Source organism: Olivibacter domesticus, assembly GCF_900109575.1.
In the GTDB taxonomy this organism is placed as follows: domain Bacteria; phylum Bacteroidota; class Bacteroidia; order Sphingobacteriales; family Sphingobacteriaceae; genus Olivibacter; species Olivibacter domesticus.
This window is the reverse complement of sequence record NZ_FOAF01000001.1, coordinates 2,388,164-2,404,133: the sequence shown is the minus strand read 5'-3', so window position 1 is coordinate 2,404,133 and position 15,970 is coordinate 2,388,164. Positions and strand designations below refer to the sequence as shown.

Sequence of the window (15,970 nt, the reverse complement as noted above, 5' to 3'; positions counted from 1 at the left end):
TTATATAATATATCTTCAGGCCTATTTTAGCCTGAAGATATAATGAAAGCTCATTTACTAGAATTTATAAGCTATACTTGCCATAAAATTGGCAGGCTTCTGTGGTCGTGCATAATACCCATCACTTACCCAGTACTGCTCATCCAAGATATTATTCGCTTTTAATCGGATGCTATACTTTGGCTGATTATAAAATAGCGTAGCATCCAGCAGATTATAGGAAGATAATGTAAACGTATTGGTGTTATCTAGGTATGCATCAGAAACGTATGAATTGCCTACGCCAACACCCAATCCGCGTGCTTTTCCATGGATTAATGCATAACTTACCCAAACGTTCAATACATGTTCTGGCGTTCCTAAAGCTCTTTTACCTACCACATTGTCATTTGCTTTTGTGAACTTATTATCATTATAACCATAACTTGCTACATAGTTAAATCCAGCAAATGGCTTCCCTATGATTTCTACTTCTATGCCTTTACTGTTTTGTGTTCCATCTTGCACGGTAAAATTCATGCTATCACGTACTTCCGTACGCGTGCTATTAGTCACATCAATGTTGTAATAGCTAACGGTAGCATTAAATTTGTCGGATAGGTCAACTTTTAAACCGCCTTCCCATTGGCCGGCCTGTTGTGGTTTGAAGACGGAGATATCCCCATTCGGCTGAATGCGGTTGCCTAGATTTTTGAATCCATTTAAATAATTTGCGAACAGCGATACCTTCTCTTTCACTATTTGATAAACAAGGCCAAATTTAGGAGAGAAAGCAGTTTGCGTATAATCACCTGTTTTCACACGGGATAAGGTATTGGTTGTTCCATCGCTGATAAAACGATCTACACGTAAGCTGGCCATTACGGTTAGCTGGTCTGTTAGATTCAATACATCGGAAGCGTAGGCACTATAGCTGCTTTCCTTGGTAATGTTCTGTCCGGTATTGCGCTCGGCGAGAATGGTTTGCACCTCTTCCATACGTATTACAGGTGTACTGGGCAAATCATTTAAATTGGCCGGTGCAAAAACTGCCCCTCCATACCCTAGGCCATCGTAACGTGTTTTTCGATAATTTGTTAAGTAATCCAGGCCAACAACCAACCTGTTTCTAAGAGATCCAATAGTAAAATCTCCGATAAAGTTCTGTTGAAAATTTTTTCTTGCTGTTTTTTCGTCAGTAAAGGCACGTAATATTCGGTTTACGGACGATTCCTCCTGCCAAATGAAATCAAAGATATATAAGTCATCATAGGCTCCTCCTCCCCAGGCATATTTCGTTTGTGATAGCCATTTGTCGGAAAGCTTGTATTCAGCTTGAAATAAAACATTGCTGGACGTTTGCTTACTTACCAGCGAATTGTCGTTCAAGGATTCTTTGTAATCTAAATTAAGTTCATCGAAACTTTTGCTTTGTAGGGTGGGGGAAACAAACCAGCCTGCAGGGGTAATGCCCTTAACAGATAGGAAGTCTGCATCTAACAACAACTTGAGGCGATCATTTACCTGGTAAGATATACTCGGTGCTACAAGCATAGTAGCATTATTGCCTTGATCTTGAAAAGTATTTTCGTTTTGGCGTGCTACATTTACCCTAAAAAGAAGCCCGTCTTCCGCTTTTATTGGCGCATTAATATCGGCTGTTATACGGTTCAGATCCCAGCTTCCCATGGTGTAACTTACTTCACCGCCAAAGGTATCATATGGTTTTTTGGTGATGTAGTTTACGATACCTCCAAAAGAAGTCATCTGTGCACCGAACAAGGTAGATGTAGGGCCTTTAATGGTTTCTACGCGCTCAACAGAAGCTAAGTCGATGCCAGTTCGGAGATAGGTGGCCATGCCGTTGCGAAAGTTTTCGCTTGTCTGAAAACCACGTGAAAAAAAGGAGGGCATACCTGCACCTGTTTTTGCGGGTGCTGCTCCGGGAACATTCCTGAAAGATTCTTCCAGCGTAAGGGCCATTTGCTCTTTTATAAGCTCTTTGTCTACCACGCTGTAGACCTGCGGATTCTCTAGATTTTTAAGTGGTAAGCGGGCAACATCTTCACTTTCCTTTTTAGAAGTAATGGTATATTTTTCACCAACAATGAGCACTTCGCTGAGTGCTTGTGCATCAGCAGATAATGTGAAATCTACGGTGAAAGTTTCACCTGCAGCGAGGGTTACCGTTTTTGTCTGCGGTTGTAATCCAACAAAACTTACGGTTAAGGTGTACTGACCACTTGCCAGGTTTTTAAAGGAATAACGGCCTTCTTTATCTACTTTTATACTTTCCTTTCCATTGAGATTAACAGTGCTAAATTCGGCCGGTTTACCATCGTTTGTTTGTACGACCCCATTAATGGTTCCGCCTGGATCTGATTGCCCATAAACGTTAATAGTAATGGAAAATAATACAATAATTAGCAAATAGAATTTGAGGGTGGCTTTTAAATTTGTAAACATTAGTACGGTTGATTAATTGTTGAACAGCTTATTTTATCGATTTTTGAATTTTGAAATTGGGTTTATAAGAATTCCTACATTGGTGCGTCCATTGTAGGGATCGTTGCGGTTACGCAATTGTTTGTTATTGTGAAGTTGCATACGATTTAGGGCATCTGAGTGAAAGGAATCGGCAAATAAATCATACTTTTCATAAGCTGTCGCATATGCCGGATGGGCGGTCTGATAGTCCAAAATACATTGTGCTACCGCTTGCCAAAAATCATCTTCCTGAAAATCAGCATGTTCTATTAAAATGGCTGCAACAAAGCGAAAAATTGAGTCGAACAACTGCGTGAATAGAGGCAGTGTCTTGTTTTCTTCTGTTACCTGCACCTTAAGCCTTTGGGCTACTTCCGGTATTGGCAATTCGGTATTCAAAAGAGAGACTTCTTCGCCTATATCTTTCATGATCGCACGTACAGGAATATGGTTTTCCAGTACAAGTATAAGGTTTTCACCGTGCGGCATAAATACCATATCCCAGGTATAGAAACAATGTAGTAAGGGACTCAAGTAACAGTGTAAATAGCGCTTCAACCATTCGTGGGCAGTTAAACCGGATGCGTTAATGAGTTGAGGGAGGTAAGCCTCACCGTTATTATCAACATGCAGTAAGGCGGCCATGGTCATAAGCGTTTGTCCTTCTTTTATCTTGGAGGCAGGACTCTCTCTCCATAAGCAAGCGAGCATCTTTTTATATGGACTATCTACTGTGAGGGCAGTTTCAAAATAGTGATGCGCATAACTTACACTGGCCACTTCGCGTAGTATGCAAAAGCCTGTCTTTTGTAAATATTCATCAGTAGCTATAAGGTCGTATATCCATTCATTAATACCGGGATTGGTCCGCATAAAATAAGGGGATAAGCCACGTATATACCCCATGTTCAAAATAGAAAGTGCGGTTTTTGCATAAAATTTTTCCGGTTTGCTTATATTGTAAAAGGTACGGATTGATTGTTGTGGCAAATATTGGTCACTACTATAACCCAAACATACGAGCTTGCCTGTGGCAATATCGGGTGCAAAAATATTGGCGAGTTTATTGAACCATTGCCAGGGATGTACTGGGAAGTAAAAATAGTTATGAGGCGACAAATCGCGGTCTGTCAGGATCTTATTGAACTGTTCTATAAGGTCTTTCCCCAGTTCTTGGCTCATTACCTGTTGATAGCTCAGATTAGAAATGCCTGTGTAAACTGCATGCTGCTTGCTGCCTGCAAGCCATAATAAAGCAAAAGGGGTTGCTGCTTCCGGTGCGAATTGTTTATAATCGGCTGTGTCGAAGCCTACTCGTCCATTATTGGCTATAAAACGGGGATGACCTGTCATTGTCCCCTCAATTTGCTGGTAGGTTGCATTAACAAGATCAGGAGAGGAGGCTTTGCCGTAGTGATTGGTATAAGCACTGCCGCTTAGGGTACTGCATACTTCTTCCATGTATACGGGCAGCATTTCCTGCGATATACCCATTTCCTGGTTAAATTCCACAATAAAGCGCAGGCTATCTAGGGGGAGAGGACCATGTTGATCAACTTTCTGGATGGACTCAGCTGCTATGTACCAATGATTTAGCGCAAGTATTTTTGCGTTGAAAAGGTAAGTCAGCTGCCTGTTGGAGGGCACCGTCAGCTGATATTGGCCCCAACCATTTGTTTCCGTCTGTAAGGTCGGATTTATAATGCGCTCGTGTGCAAATTCTGCTAAAATTTTACGAAGATGCTGTCGATTAACCTTTTCCCATAGTGTTGGCGACAGATGTGATGCGGCATCCTGTGGACTGATTGGATAAGATATTTTCATGTTTTTGGCGTTGAACAGATAAATAATTAGATGAGTGTAGCTTTATAGGCTGCTAGCGGATTGCGTAACATGCCTGCGAACTGCTGATGTTTAAAGGGATTGCTGCCGTCGATCATTTTCTTATTATTTTTTAGCTGCAAACGATTTAAGCAAGTTTTCGGTATCTCCGACATGAAGAGGTCATATTGCTGATATTTCTCTTCCAATTCAGGATGCTCACGTTGATAGGTCAATATACAGTCTGCCACGGCTTCCCAAAATTGTTCTTCGGGATAGTTAGCATGTACCACTAAAATATGGTTGATAAAACGGAAAAAACAGTCGAAGGCCTGTGTGAAAATTGAAAGAATTTTCAGCTCCTCAGGTACAGGTATACGAATCCGCTCCACCTGGTCAGGTAATATTTTGTGAGGAGAAATTACTGCGACTTCTTCGCCAATATCCTTCATAATGGCCTTTACAGGAATATGATTTTCCAATACAAGAATGAGGTTCTCGCCATGAGGCATAAAGCGCATATCATGATAGTAATAACAATGCAGCAAAGGACTTAGATAGCAGTCTAAGTAATGTCTTAGCCAAGTGTTAATGGTTAATCCAGAGGCTTTGACGAGTGCCGGTAAGAATGCATTTCCATGGGTATCTATGTGTAAAAGCGCAGCCATGGTCATCAATTGCTGTCCTGGTGCTATAAACTGAAAAGGACTTTCCCGCCATAGAGATGACAGCATCTTTTTGTAGGGGGTATCTACTGTAAAAGCATCTTCGAAATATTGATGTGTATAACCTACAGTGGCAACTTCTCTTAAAATAGTAAATTTTTTCTGTTGTAAGTACGTGTCATTAACCACGATATCATGCACCCATTTATTGATGGCAGGGGTGGTGCGCATAAAATAGGGCGATAGACCACGCATGAAGCCCATGTTTAGTATGGATAAGGCCGATTTCACATAAAAACGAGTCGGTTTGCTAATATTAAACAGGGTGCGCACGGATTGCTGTGGTAAATATTTGTCAGCGGTATAACCTAAACAGATTAACTTGTTGTTGGCAATGTCGGGTGCAAAGATATGCGTCAATTTATTAAACCATTGCCAAGGGTGTACGGGGAAATAAATGTAATCCGTCGGATCTAAACTTTTATCGTGGAGCATTTTGTCAAACGAGAAATAGGTCTCGGCATCCAGCTCCTGTTCCAATACTTGGCGGTAGGAGAGTGGCGATATGCTCGTGAATTCTGTATGGCTGTGATGGCCAGCAAGCCATATAAGAGATAATGGTTCTGCGGCCTCTGGTGCATAGTTTTGATAGTCAATGGCATCGTAACCAATACGGGCACTATTTGCTACGAAACAGGGATGTCCGGCCATCATAGCATGTTCAATGTCTTGATAGTCGGCATGGATCAGTTCGTCAACTGCTTGCTGGTTATGGCTATGCATATAGGCACTTCCATATAAGCAACTGATCACTTCTTCTAGGTAAGTTGCGATATTTTCCTGCTCAAGGCCTAATTGATCACTAAATTCAATGATAAAAGCTGTTGCATCCAGTGAAACAACCCTATCTTCCACGGTTTTTGTAATCGATTTCAGTTCAATATCCCAATGATCTAGACTTAGTACCCTTGCTAAAAAGCTATAAATGATTCGTTTGTCGCTGCTAATTACCTCATAGTGCCCCCAAGGATCTGTTTGATGACGAAGTATAGGTGAGAGAAGCAATTCATGAGAGAATTCAGAAAGCATTTTTTGCAGCTGCAGCCGATTTACCTTTTGCCATACGGAGCTGGATAAATGATCGATCGCAATAGTTGGATTATAAAGACTTGTACTTACTTGCATGGTTATGGTTATTTATGATTGGGGGAAAGGTTTGTAAATGGTGCTACTTTTCCGTAGTGGTCTTCCATAATAAAATATGGATCATCAGGATGTGTAACCTCACGGATATGAATTAAGCTTGTTTTGCTCATCATTCGTAGCATCTGTCTTCTTTCACATTTTATTAATTTGCCGTCCACCATTTTGAAACCTGCTTGAAATGCAGTACGACCATGGGCGCACAAATGATTATTAACAAAGACTAGGTCGCCAGATTGCGGTATGTATTTTTCATAGACAAATTGTTTGGCCGCTGTCCAGAACTTGGTCAGGATAGCAAGCGCTTCCGGGCTCTGATGCGCCGCTTCATTGTATAGTTGTTCCGCTGCGTCAAAGCGTATAAAAGGAGTTTTTCGATCGCCATATAAAACAGGAGTGCTCAAGTGCTCGCCTATTGCTTCTTCCTGATCGAAATTGGCATCTTTGGGGCACTTAAATATAGGCTGGAATAACTGCTCCATATCGGGCGTTATTGCTGCATGTGATCGAATAGAATAGAGTGTTGAATTTACTTGTTCTTCGTTTCGTAGGTATAAAAAGCTTAGAAAATCTGCCGGATTAAATAGAAAGGCATCTTCTGTATGGACAAATAAATCCGTGCGAGAGCCTGAACCAGTTTGCGAAAAACACATCGTATCATCTGGAATAATCGCATGCATTAGCCCGCCACCCTTTCGTTGTACATAATATTGTACTGGTTTAGAAGGCACGGCGCCATGCAATAAAGAACAAATAAAACCATATATGATGAGTTTGTTATTGTCTGCCTCCTTCCAAGAGGGAGGTGTAGGACCCAAAGCTTCCTGGTTAACAGTCACTAGCCCTTTAAAAATAATTGCACCATACTGTGCTGCGGAGAAATCCGTTCCGAACTGACTCAGTTTTTTTGCGATCCGTGAGGGTAATAACTGATATGCATACAGATGTAAGGTCGATATATAATCTGGGTTTTCATAGTGTCCAAACTCATCCATCAATTGCTTGGCTGTTGACATGAGTGAGGCTCTTTCTTCTGGCTTAACTTCAAAAATTGGTGGTGCCTTTGGGGCGGTGTTTACTACAACTTGATGATTTTGCTCTGTATTTGGCAATAACGAAAATGGCTCTAACGTGCGCTCCATAAGTTTTGATTTTTTAACATGAATTAGCTTATTACGTACCTGTATAGTTGTAGTTAGTTGGATTTAATTATAGCGATAATTTTTACGATGAGTTTACCGATTCCATACTGAATTAATCAATTATTAAATTTCGTTAATTTTAAAAATTTTTAATTTTTTTCTTGTTTTACTGCTTCTTGCTTCTATCTTTGCTTTTGTACTATTTTTAATAAGTCTAAATAATTTCTCGTCACAAATCTATTTGTAATGAATATAAATAACAAGGATTTTTTTATTTTTTTTGACTATTATTTAAAAATACGTACAAAATGGAGTTTTTTAATGAAAATTTAATAAAAGAAAAAGAGGACTGTCCGCATTTTTATTCCCCGATAACAGCCGTTATTCGTAATAGAAGAAGTATTTATGCCGATCGTTATTACAAGAAAGAGATTCCTGCACATGAGTTAGAAGAAATACTAACAAACGCTACTTGGGCACCAACTCATAAAATGACGGAACCTTGGCGATTTATAATTTTATCTGATGAACAGCAGGTAGATTATGGTAATTATATGTTTAATTATCACAAAGATCGCTATTATGACCTGCCCGAAGTAAAAAGAACAGTCAAATTCGAGTATTTAAAGAATTATCCCCTTAATGCAGCCTGTATAGTGGCTGTTGTATTTCAAAAAAATAGTCAGCTGCTTCCAGAGTGGGAAGAAATTGCCGCCATTTCCTGTGCGGTGCAAAATATGGCATTGACTTGTACGGCATTAAATATCGGGTCTTACTGGGCATCGGGTGGAGCAGCCGTTGATTATGTGAAAACATTAGGGTTAACGGATCGTGAACAATCGTTTGGGCTCTTTTTTATGGGCTATTATGATCTTTCCCAAAAACCTGTAACAAAGAGAAGGACGGCCATCGCCGAAAAGGTTATTGGCCTAAAACACATCTAACAAATCATAAAATAAATGGAAAATATATCGTTTCAAACCGCTGAAGTGGGAGACGCACTGCAAGGGAGCAATCCTGCTCATTTATACCCCGACATTTTTAATCAGGGAAGTATCCACACCTATGATGCTGCAATGGATCAGGCAAAGCAAATGGTCCTGAAGTTTTTAAATAGCCAAAAGAAGCCGTTCAGTGGTATCACACCGAACAAGTTAGCAGAACAATTTAAAAAAATAGACTTTGATAACCCGCTAAAGGAATATGAAGCATTATTTAAGGAGGTAGATGAGTTGTATGTACAGCATGCCACGGCTTTCCATTTACCTCAGTATATAGCCCATTTAAATTGTCCGATCGTGATTCCTGCGCTGGCCGCTGAAGTATTGGTAAGCGCTATTAACTCCTCTCAGGATACCTACGATCAAAGTGCTGGTGGCACATTAATGGAAAGACAGTTAATCAATTGGACGGCTAAACAGATTGGTTTCAGCGAAGAGGCTGATGGTGTATTCACAGGGGGAGGTTCGCAAAGTAATTTAATGGGACTTCTATTGGCGCGGGATCATTTTGCGCTCCATAAGTATGGACATAACATCAAATACGATGGAAACCCACTAGTAGCCCACAGATTTAGGGTATTCGTGTCTGACAAGGCACATTTTAGTAATCAAAAAAATGCTTCTTTGTTGGGGCTGGGCGAGCAAGGAGTGATTAAAGTAGCTACTGATGAGCGATTTAGGATGAGTGTGGATGCACTTAAAGATGCTATTCAGGCAGAGTTAGAACTGGGTAACATACCTATAGCGATTGTTGCTACAGCTGGTACTACTGATTTCGGTAATATTGACCCTATTGAGAACATCGCAGAGATTGCAGAGCGGTTTGGCTTGTGGTTGCATATAGATGCCGCTTATGGTTGCGGCCTGCTGTTGACTGATAAACATAAACATCTGCTCAACGGATTGGAAAGAGCACACTCTGTTACAATCGACTACCATAAATCCTTTTTTCAACCCATCAGTAGCAGTGCTTTTATCGTTCGGCATAAAAGCCTACTGGAGATAATAAAACATCACGCCGATTACCTTAATCCTGAAGAGCAGGATTATGAGGAATATCCTGCACAGATCAATAAATCTATCACGCAGAGTACACGGCGCTTCGATGCTTTGAAGTTATGGTTTACGTTAAGATTGATGGGGCGTCATAAGCTGGGTGGCTATATGGACGCTATTATTGAAACGAGTAAACAAACGGCCGGCCTCATTGACAGTGATCCCGACTTTGAGCTGTTGGGCGATTCGGATATTAGTATTCTTGTATTCCGCTATGCGCCAACGCATTTCTCTCATGACACACTTTGTGACTTGAATCAATATATTAAAAAACAGCTATTCCATGCGGGTGAGGTATTGGTAGCAAGCACTAAGGTAAACGGAAAGTTCTACTTAAAGTTTACCATTTTTAACCCGCTTACTACGATGAACGATATCCGGTTTATGCTTAATGCTATTAAAACATATGGAGCTGGATACCTTCAATAACAACCGTTCGTTTACGGCCTTGATCAATACCTACTGTCGCGAATTTTACAGTTGGAGTAGGTATATGGGGGTCCCAAAATATGATCAGCCACTGGCCGATCAATTGGCGAAAACTTCCTGCACTTGCCATTTAAGATTTGATTTCTCGAACTATGACGTGGAGATTTTTATTCCACTTGATTATTTTTCCGATGCGGGGGAGCATAGGTTTCATTTTCCGGCATTTGAACGATGCTTGCAAAAACAAGAAATAAAAACATTAACGTTCGACCGCTTTTTACAATTGGCAAAACAGTCGCTCATAGATGAGAACGAATCAATTGATAAACGGTTGTTGGCTACATCGGATGAATTAATGCCTGCCTTTGCCGTACCAAAAAGGCTATTCGCCATTAAAGCATCGGCTAATATTGGCAGTTTCCGCCACATCGTGAACAGTGTGGATGACGTTCATGCAACCTCATTGGTAGTATATTGTATTAAATCTTTTGCTGCTGCCAAAGGCATGAACGATGGATGGGCAACCCTTGAATGGTTTCGTAAATACCTGGAACTTCTTGGCTGTAATGACCTTGACAGGCTGCTGGCCATCGATGTCTTCTATAAGCCTTTTACTACTAGTACACTATCAGAAAGGAAGGATGCTGGGCAGGCTGAACATCTACCAGAAAAGTATATTGACGAATGGATGGAGGAGACACTGGTAAATCATTTATTACCACTGGTGGCGCAGATTGGAAAAGCCGGACTAATGGCAGAAAAAACACTAATAGCCCTTATTCATTCACATTATAAAAATGTAGCCGAAGTGGAAAACAACCTATTAGCGAAAGGAATTATCCATTGTAGGCGGTTCAACATAAAGGGGAAGTTATTAGGTGATACAATAACATACTACAGATCTGTACCCAATGTATTACATGAGGTATTTCGTGAAGATGTTTTGCTTAACCCTCGCTGGCCTGGTCCGGTCTATTTTAAAGTGTTTGACAACGAGCAGGTTACCGTAGCTATCAGACCTTTTGATATTGATCGTGATCTTGAAATGGTTCATCAATGGTTTAATAGCGAGCATGCGAAAACTATTTGGAAGATGGATTGGCCTTTGCGGGAGCTGGAGCATTTTTATCGCACCTTGTTACCGGAAAAATGGGCACATGCCTACATTGGCGAAATAAATGGTACACCTACGTTCAACTTCGAAGTGTATTGGGCTACCCGGGACATTGTGGGTGATTATTTTGAGGTATTACCTACCGACTATGGTACACATCTTTTTATCGCACCCACAGATAAGCAAAAGAAGTATCCTTCTATTACCACACAAAGTATTGTCGACTGGCTGTTTGCGCAATCAAAGGTGGGCAGGTTGGTAGGAGAGGGAGCAGTGGAATCTATGGCAGCACTCATGAATAAGATTCATGTTGGTTTTAGATTACAAGGAGTAATAGTGATGCCCCATAAAAAGGCGCACTTAAATTTTTGCTACCGTGAATGGTACTGGGAAAAGTTTCCGCAGAATAGGTTAATTGCTCATGAAAGGGAGCAAATACCTACTGATGTACAGCTCTATGATAAATAGAACAATTATAAAAAATGAAAAAATAGAAAATGGAAAATAGTAAGGTATATGATTTTATTGGTATAGGCATTGGGCCATTTAACTTAGGCCTTGCGGCGTTGAGCCAACCTATTGAAGATTGTAATGCGATCTTCTTGGATAAACGGGAAGAATTTAACTGGCATTTGGGTTTAATGCTAGATGAGGCCACTTTGCAAGTCCCTTTTATGGCCGATTTGGTGACGATGGCCGATCCAACAAGTCCCTATTCTTTTCTGAATTTCATGAAGCGTACCAACCGGATTTATAAATTTTATATTCGGGAAAACTTTTTTATTCTTCGAAGGGAGTACAATGCTTATTGTAGATGGGTAGTAAGTCAATTAGCCAATTGTTTGTTCTCGCAAGAAGTGTTAGAAGTGAGCTATATCAATGATTTGTATATGCTCGCCGTGCAACATGTTAATACAAAAGAAATTGTTACGTATACAACAAAAAAAATAGTTTTAGGTACCGGTACCCAACCCTATATTCCCCGCAATATCCTTGCTAAGAAATTAGATAAGGTAATACACACGGCAGATTACTTATATTGTAAGGAGGCACTTCTAAAAGAAAAATCCATTACCATTGTTGGTTCAGGTCAAAGTGCTGCCGAAATATTTCATGATCTTTTACCTCACACAAGAACGGGGCTTCACGTGAATTGGATTACACGTTCCGATCGATTTTTTCCGCTGGAAAATCATGCACGTTTAACGCTTGAGCTTACTTCTCCCGACTATGTTGACTATTTCTATGCATTGCCAGCGGTTAAACGCAGCCAACTATTGTCTAAGCAAAACATACTTTATAAGGGCGTAAATTATGATCTGATCAATCAAATTTTTAACGAACTATATGCGATAGAAACTGCTGATGGCAAGGTAAACGTAACCATGATGGCGAATAGCGAATTGAAGGATATTTCCTTAAATGACGAACATATATATGGATTACACTTTTTGCAACATGAGCAAGACAAACTGTATAACGTGTCTACAAATTTTGTCATCATGGCTACCGGGTATAAATATAAGGAGCCTGCTTTTCTGGCAGGAATTGAGGATCGTTTGGAACGAACAGCTACAAGTGCTTTGGATGTAAAAAGAAATTATACAATTGATAAAAACCAACAAGAGGTCTATGTACAGAATGTCGAACTGCATAGCCACGGTTTTGTAACACCTGATCTGGGTATGGGCGCTTATAGAAATTCGTACATATTGAATGAACTGCTTGGCCGAGTAGTCTATAAAGTGGAAGAAAAAATTGCTTTTCAAACCTTCGGTGCGGATGAAATGAAAAAAGGAGAGGTAGAAAAGCAGTCTAATGAAGCAAAAATATATCAATAATTTTTGATGTCATTAAAATAAATTTACGTGCTATTAAAAATACGATCCTTATTTAATCTGTTCCGGATCGCCTTACAGGGAAGTGAGCGAAATTTTACCGTGGGCAGCGTGAATAGAGCTACCTTCTTACTCGCTGTTCCAACGATGCTTGAACTGAGCATGGAGTCGCTTTTTGTGGTGGTTGACCTACTGTTCGTAAGCAGCTTAGGTGAACGCGCAATCACCATTGTAGGTATCAGCAATTCGGTACTGATTCTATTGCAATCTGTTGCAACAGGCTTGGGGATTGCTGCCACTACCATGATTGCTAGGCGAGTAGGTGAGCAAAAACCTAAACTGGCTGGACACACCGCTATGCAAGTAGTTTATATCGGCGTCTTCATAGGCATCCTGTGCAGCGGTCTTGCATTTACGTACAGTAAGGAAATTGTACAATTTTCCGGAGCAAATAGTCAGCTGATTGGGTACGGAAATGTCTATACGAAGTTCATGTTTGGCGGTGCATGTTTAATGATTATGCGCATCATATTAAATGGTATCTTCCGTGGAGCAGGCGATGCCTTTAGAGCGATGCGTGCATTGATTATGGCGAACTTCATCAACGCCGTATTATGTGCCTTGCTTATTTATGGTATAGGCCCTTTCCCTGCGTTAGGTATAGTTGGAGCAGGGATAGCAATGGTTGCAGCCAACGGTGTGGTGGTTGCCTATCAATTATGGCATCTTGTTAAAACTAATAGGCGGCTTATTATTGGAAAAAGGCAGCTGCGTTTTGCTCCTGTTCTTATGAACCGGTTGATTAAACTCGCTACTGCAGGCACTTTGCAATTCTTAGTTCCTTCGTCTAGTCGGTTTCTTATGATTGTTATTGTTGCAAAATTAGGTGAGAGCACACTTGCTGGATATATCTTAGCGAATAGAATAGTTATGTTTACGGTACTACCCGCCTGGGGTATTGCCAATGCTGCCGGTGTATTGACCGGGCAGAACCTTGGCGCCAAGCAGCCCGAACGAGCAGAAGAGTCTGTTTGGAAAACGGGTGTTTTTAATATGTGTTATCTTGGATTAGCAGCCATTATGCTACTCTTTTACGCGCGTTCAATTGTAGGGATCTTTACGAATGATGTAGCCGTGCTAAACAGCGCGACTACCTATTTGCAATATATGGCAATTGCATACTTCTTCTTCGGCTACACGATGGTGATATCAAGAGCGCTCAACGCTTCGGGAGCTGTGGGCACAGTAACGCTGCTTAACATATTGATGTTTTATGTTACGCAATTGCCTTTGGCATATTTACTGGCAATCACCGCCAACTGGGGTGCCAATGGCATTTTTATAGCTATCATGTTTTCCGAAATAGTACTTGCAACGGCTTGTGTATATGTGTTCAGACAAGGAAAATGGAAACAGATTGTTGTGTAGATTAAATAGACGTATGTTAAATTAAAATAGGAAATAAATGAATAATATAGAAAAATTAAAAGATGCCTTTGCAGAAGGACTATCTATACCAGTAGCAGCAGTGAATGAAAGTTTAGCGTATCAAGGAATTGCCGAATGGGATTCTATGGCGCATATGTACCTGATTACAGCGCTTGAAAACAAATTTGAAATAGCTGTTGAAACAGAAGATATACTGGAGATGACAACTTACGGAAAAGTGTGTGAGGTATTGGTGAAATATAATGTCCATATATAAATGGAAGAGATGATAGCAGCAGCAAGTATGGATGGGTTATATGACCTCATTACAAAAAATAAGCACCTTCGTTACCTCGATGTGAATGGGATGGAATATACGGCTCTTGACTTATTGGGTGAGGAATTACCTTTACCGAATGAGCGAGGACTTGCTTTTCTTTATTTAGATAATTCTGTCACCGCAGTGAGCGCTTTGGTGAATTTTTTAAAGGAAAAGTGGGTTCTGGCACTTTTGAGTCCAAAATTAGATGGAGCATTTAAAGAGCAACTAGAAGCATTATACTGCCCAGCTATTATTTACGACCATACCCGCAGCGATAAAAGTGGGTATGAAAAATATAAATGGCAAAAAGCAACTTTATTTGTAAGTAGAAAGCCCAAGCCATATCTCTTGCACCAAGACCTCAAAATTCTGTTAAGTACTTCTGGAAGCACTGGATCGCCTAAATTTGTGAAACTTTCCGAAAAAAACCTAATTCAGAATGCCTATGCTATTCTCGATTATTTGCCCATAAAAGCTACGGATGTAACCCCGCTAAATCTTCCTTTATATTATTCATACGGTCTTTCCATTTTTACTACGAATGCTATTGCGGGAGCCAAATTGGTTTGCACAAATAGCGATGTGATGCAAAAAGAATTTTGGAATGAATGGGATCGGTTTCAATACACTTCTTTGGCAGGGGTTCCATATATATACGAGATGCTGATGCGTTTAGGTTTTTTGAAAAAGCAATACCCATCATTGCGTTACCTAACCCAAGCGGGCGGAAAGCTCAACAAAAACTTACTGGAGCAGTACGCATTGTATGCTGCGGAGAACGGAATAGATTATTATGTAATGTATGGGCAAACAGAGGCGACAGCGCGTATGGCCTTTTTACCGCCGGAAAAATTATTAGATAAGCTGGGTGCTATTGGCAAACCCATTAAAAATGGAACGTTTCATTTAGATGAAGCGACCGGTGAGCTATTATATGCTGGCCCAAACGTGCATGGAGGATATGCAAATGGCCCGAAAGATCTGGCCCATTTTGAACAGCCTGAGTACTTACGTACCGGTGACCTTGCTATGCGCGATGATGAAGGGTTTTATTATATTACTGGAAGAATGAAAAGAATCGTTAAACTATTCGGAATACGTATTAATTTAGATGAAATAGAACAATTACTGAAAAATAATTTTAGTCAGGCAAACTTTATCTGCCTAGGCGTTGAAGATAAATATATAGTGGTAGTTTGTGTAAAGCATGAGATGGCCGATGAGGCGATAAAAGAGGTGCTTCATAAAAAAGTGCACATACACCCTAACGTTCTAAAAATATATTCCATAAATGATGTGACATTAACAGCGAATGGTAAAATAGACTATAACGCTACCGGTGAATTGCTTGGCTTACCATTATAAGTTATAGTCCTAAATTATAGACTCCTAAGCAGCATTTGCGGTACTCGCAGCGCTCATTTTTTGCTGCGAGTAAAAAAAACTACAAAAACAGTAGATTTTATATATATAATATATTACCTT

11 protein-coding genes are annotated in these 15,970 nt (G+C 40.3%); 7 read left to right on the top strand and 4 right to left on the bottom strand.

The features are described 5' to 3' along the window. Positions 1 to 57: 57 nt before the first annotated feature. The 4 genes from BMY50_RS10415 to BMY50_RS10400 are packed head-to-tail and all read right to left on the bottom strand — an operon-like array spanning position 58 to position 7,297. Positions 58 to 2,445, bottom strand: a complete 2,388-nt coding sequence (locus tag BMY50_RS10415; protein ID WP_093323243.1) for a TonB-dependent receptor — start codon at positions 2,443 to 2,445, stop codon at positions 58 to 60. Positions 2,446 to 2,478: 33 nt separating this feature from the next. Further along, entirely contained in the window at positions 2,479 to 4,290 is a 1,812-nt protein-coding gene (locus BMY50_RS10410; protein WP_202907785.1) for an IucA/IucC family protein, read from the bottom strand. Between the two features lie 26 nt (positions 4,291 to 4,316). Continuing rightward, entirely contained in the window at positions 4,317 to 6,137 is a 1,821-nt protein-coding gene (locus BMY50_RS10405) for an IucA/IucC family protein (RefSeq protein ID WP_093323240.1), read from the bottom strand. 8 nt (positions 6,138 to 6,145) lie between these two features. Beyond that, positions 6,146 to 7,297, bottom strand: coding sequence for a TauD/TfdA family dioxygenase (locus BMY50_RS10400; RefSeq protein ID WP_093323237.1), 1,152 nt, complete (start codon positions 7,295 to 7,297; stop codon positions 6,146 to 6,148). Positions 7,298 to 7,605: 308 nt separating this feature from the next. On the opposite strand from BMY50_RS10400, the gene BMY50_RS10395 reads away from it, so the two are divergent. Genes BMY50_RS10395 through BMY50_RS10365 form a run of 7 tightly spaced genes read left to right on the top strand, consistent with a single transcriptional unit; the run spans position 7,606 to position 15,850 of the window. Then, the gene (locus BMY50_RS10395) at positions 7,606 to 8,241 is read left to right on the top strand and encodes a nitroreductase family protein (RefSeq protein ID WP_093323233.1); all 636 of its coding nucleotides are present in this window, start codon (positions 7,606 to 7,608) and stop codon (positions 8,239 to 8,241) included. Positions 8,242 to 8,256: 15 nt separating this feature from the next. Continuing rightward, on the top strand, positions 8,257 to 9,783 hold the full coding sequence (locus BMY50_RS10390; protein ID WP_093323230.1) for a pyridoxal phosphate-dependent decarboxylase family protein: 1,527 nt from the start codon (positions 8,257 to 8,259) through the stop codon (positions 9,781 to 9,783). Next, positions 9,761 to 11,365 (top strand): GNAT family N-acetyltransferase, encoded by a 1,605-nt coding sequence (locus BMY50_RS10385; protein ID WP_162276576.1) that lies wholly within the window; start codon positions 9,761 to 9,763, stop codon positions 11,363 to 11,365. The genes BMY50_RS10390 and BMY50_RS10385 overlap by 23 nt, the downstream gene beginning before the upstream one ends. 29 nt (positions 11,366 to 11,394) lie before the next feature. Then, positions 11,395 to 12,738, top strand: coding sequence for a lysine N(6)-hydroxylase/L-ornithine N(5)-oxygenase family protein (locus tag BMY50_RS10380; RefSeq protein ID WP_093323223.1), 1,344 nt, complete (start codon positions 11,395 to 11,397; stop codon positions 12,736 to 12,738). Positions 12,739 to 12,765: 27 nt separating this feature from the next. Continuing rightward, on the top strand, positions 12,766 to 14,163 hold the full coding sequence (locus BMY50_RS10375) for an MATE family efflux transporter (protein WP_202907784.1): 1,398 nt from the start codon (positions 12,766 to 12,768) through the stop codon (positions 14,161 to 14,163). A 37-nt stretch (positions 14,164 to 14,200) separates the two neighbouring features. Continuing rightward, positions 14,201 to 14,440, top strand: coding sequence for an acyl carrier protein (locus BMY50_RS10370; protein WP_093323218.1), 240 nt, complete (start codon positions 14,201 to 14,203; stop codon positions 14,438 to 14,440). Beyond that, positions 14,441 to 15,850 carry an AMP-binding protein gene (locus BMY50_RS10365; protein ID WP_202907783.1) on the top strand — a complete coding sequence of 470 codons (1,410 nt, stop codon included), beginning with the start codon at positions 14,441 to 14,443 and terminating at the stop codon, positions 15,848 to 15,850. Positions 15,851 to 15,970: the final 120 nt, after the last annotated feature.

Excerpts from the sequence above, each read along its gene's own strand:
- BMY50_RS10415 (WP_093323243.1), bottom strand. The coding sequence starts at position 2,445 with ATGTTTACAAATTTAAAAGCCACCCTCAAATTCTATTTGCTAATTATT.
- BMY50_RS10410 (WP_202907785.1), bottom strand. The coding sequence starts at position 4,290 with ATGAAAATATCTTATCCAATCAGTCCACAGGATGCCGCATCACATCTG.
- BMY50_RS10405 (WP_093323240.1), bottom strand. The coding sequence starts at position 6,137 with ATGCAAGTAAGTACAAGTCTTTATAATCCAACTATTGCGATCGATCAT.
- BMY50_RS10400 (WP_093323237.1), bottom strand. The coding sequence starts at position 7,297 with ATGGAGCGCACGTTAGAGCCATTTTCGTTATTGCCAAATACAGAGCAA.
- BMY50_RS10395 (WP_093323233.1), top strand. The coding sequence starts at position 7,606 with ATGGAGTTTTTTAATGAAAATTTAATAAAAGAAAAAGAGGACTGTCCG.
- BMY50_RS10390 (WP_093323230.1), top strand. The coding sequence starts at position 8,257 with ATGGAAAATATATCGTTTCAAACCGCTGAAGTGGGAGACGCACTGCAA.
- BMY50_RS10385 (WP_162276576.1), top strand. The coding sequence starts at position 9,761 with ATGGAGCTGGATACCTTCAATAACAACCGTTCGTTTACGGCCTTGATC.
- BMY50_RS10380 (WP_093323223.1), top strand. The coding sequence starts at position 11,395 with ATGGAAAATAGTAAGGTATATGATTTTATTGGTATAGGCATTGGGCCA.
- BMY50_RS10370 (WP_093323218.1), top strand. The coding sequence starts at position 14,201 with ATGAATAATATAGAAAAATTAAAAGATGCCTTTGCAGAAGGACTATCT.
- BMY50_RS10365 (WP_202907783.1), top strand. The coding sequence starts at position 14,441 with ATGGAAGAGATGATAGCAGCAGCAAGTATGGATGGGTTATATGACCTC.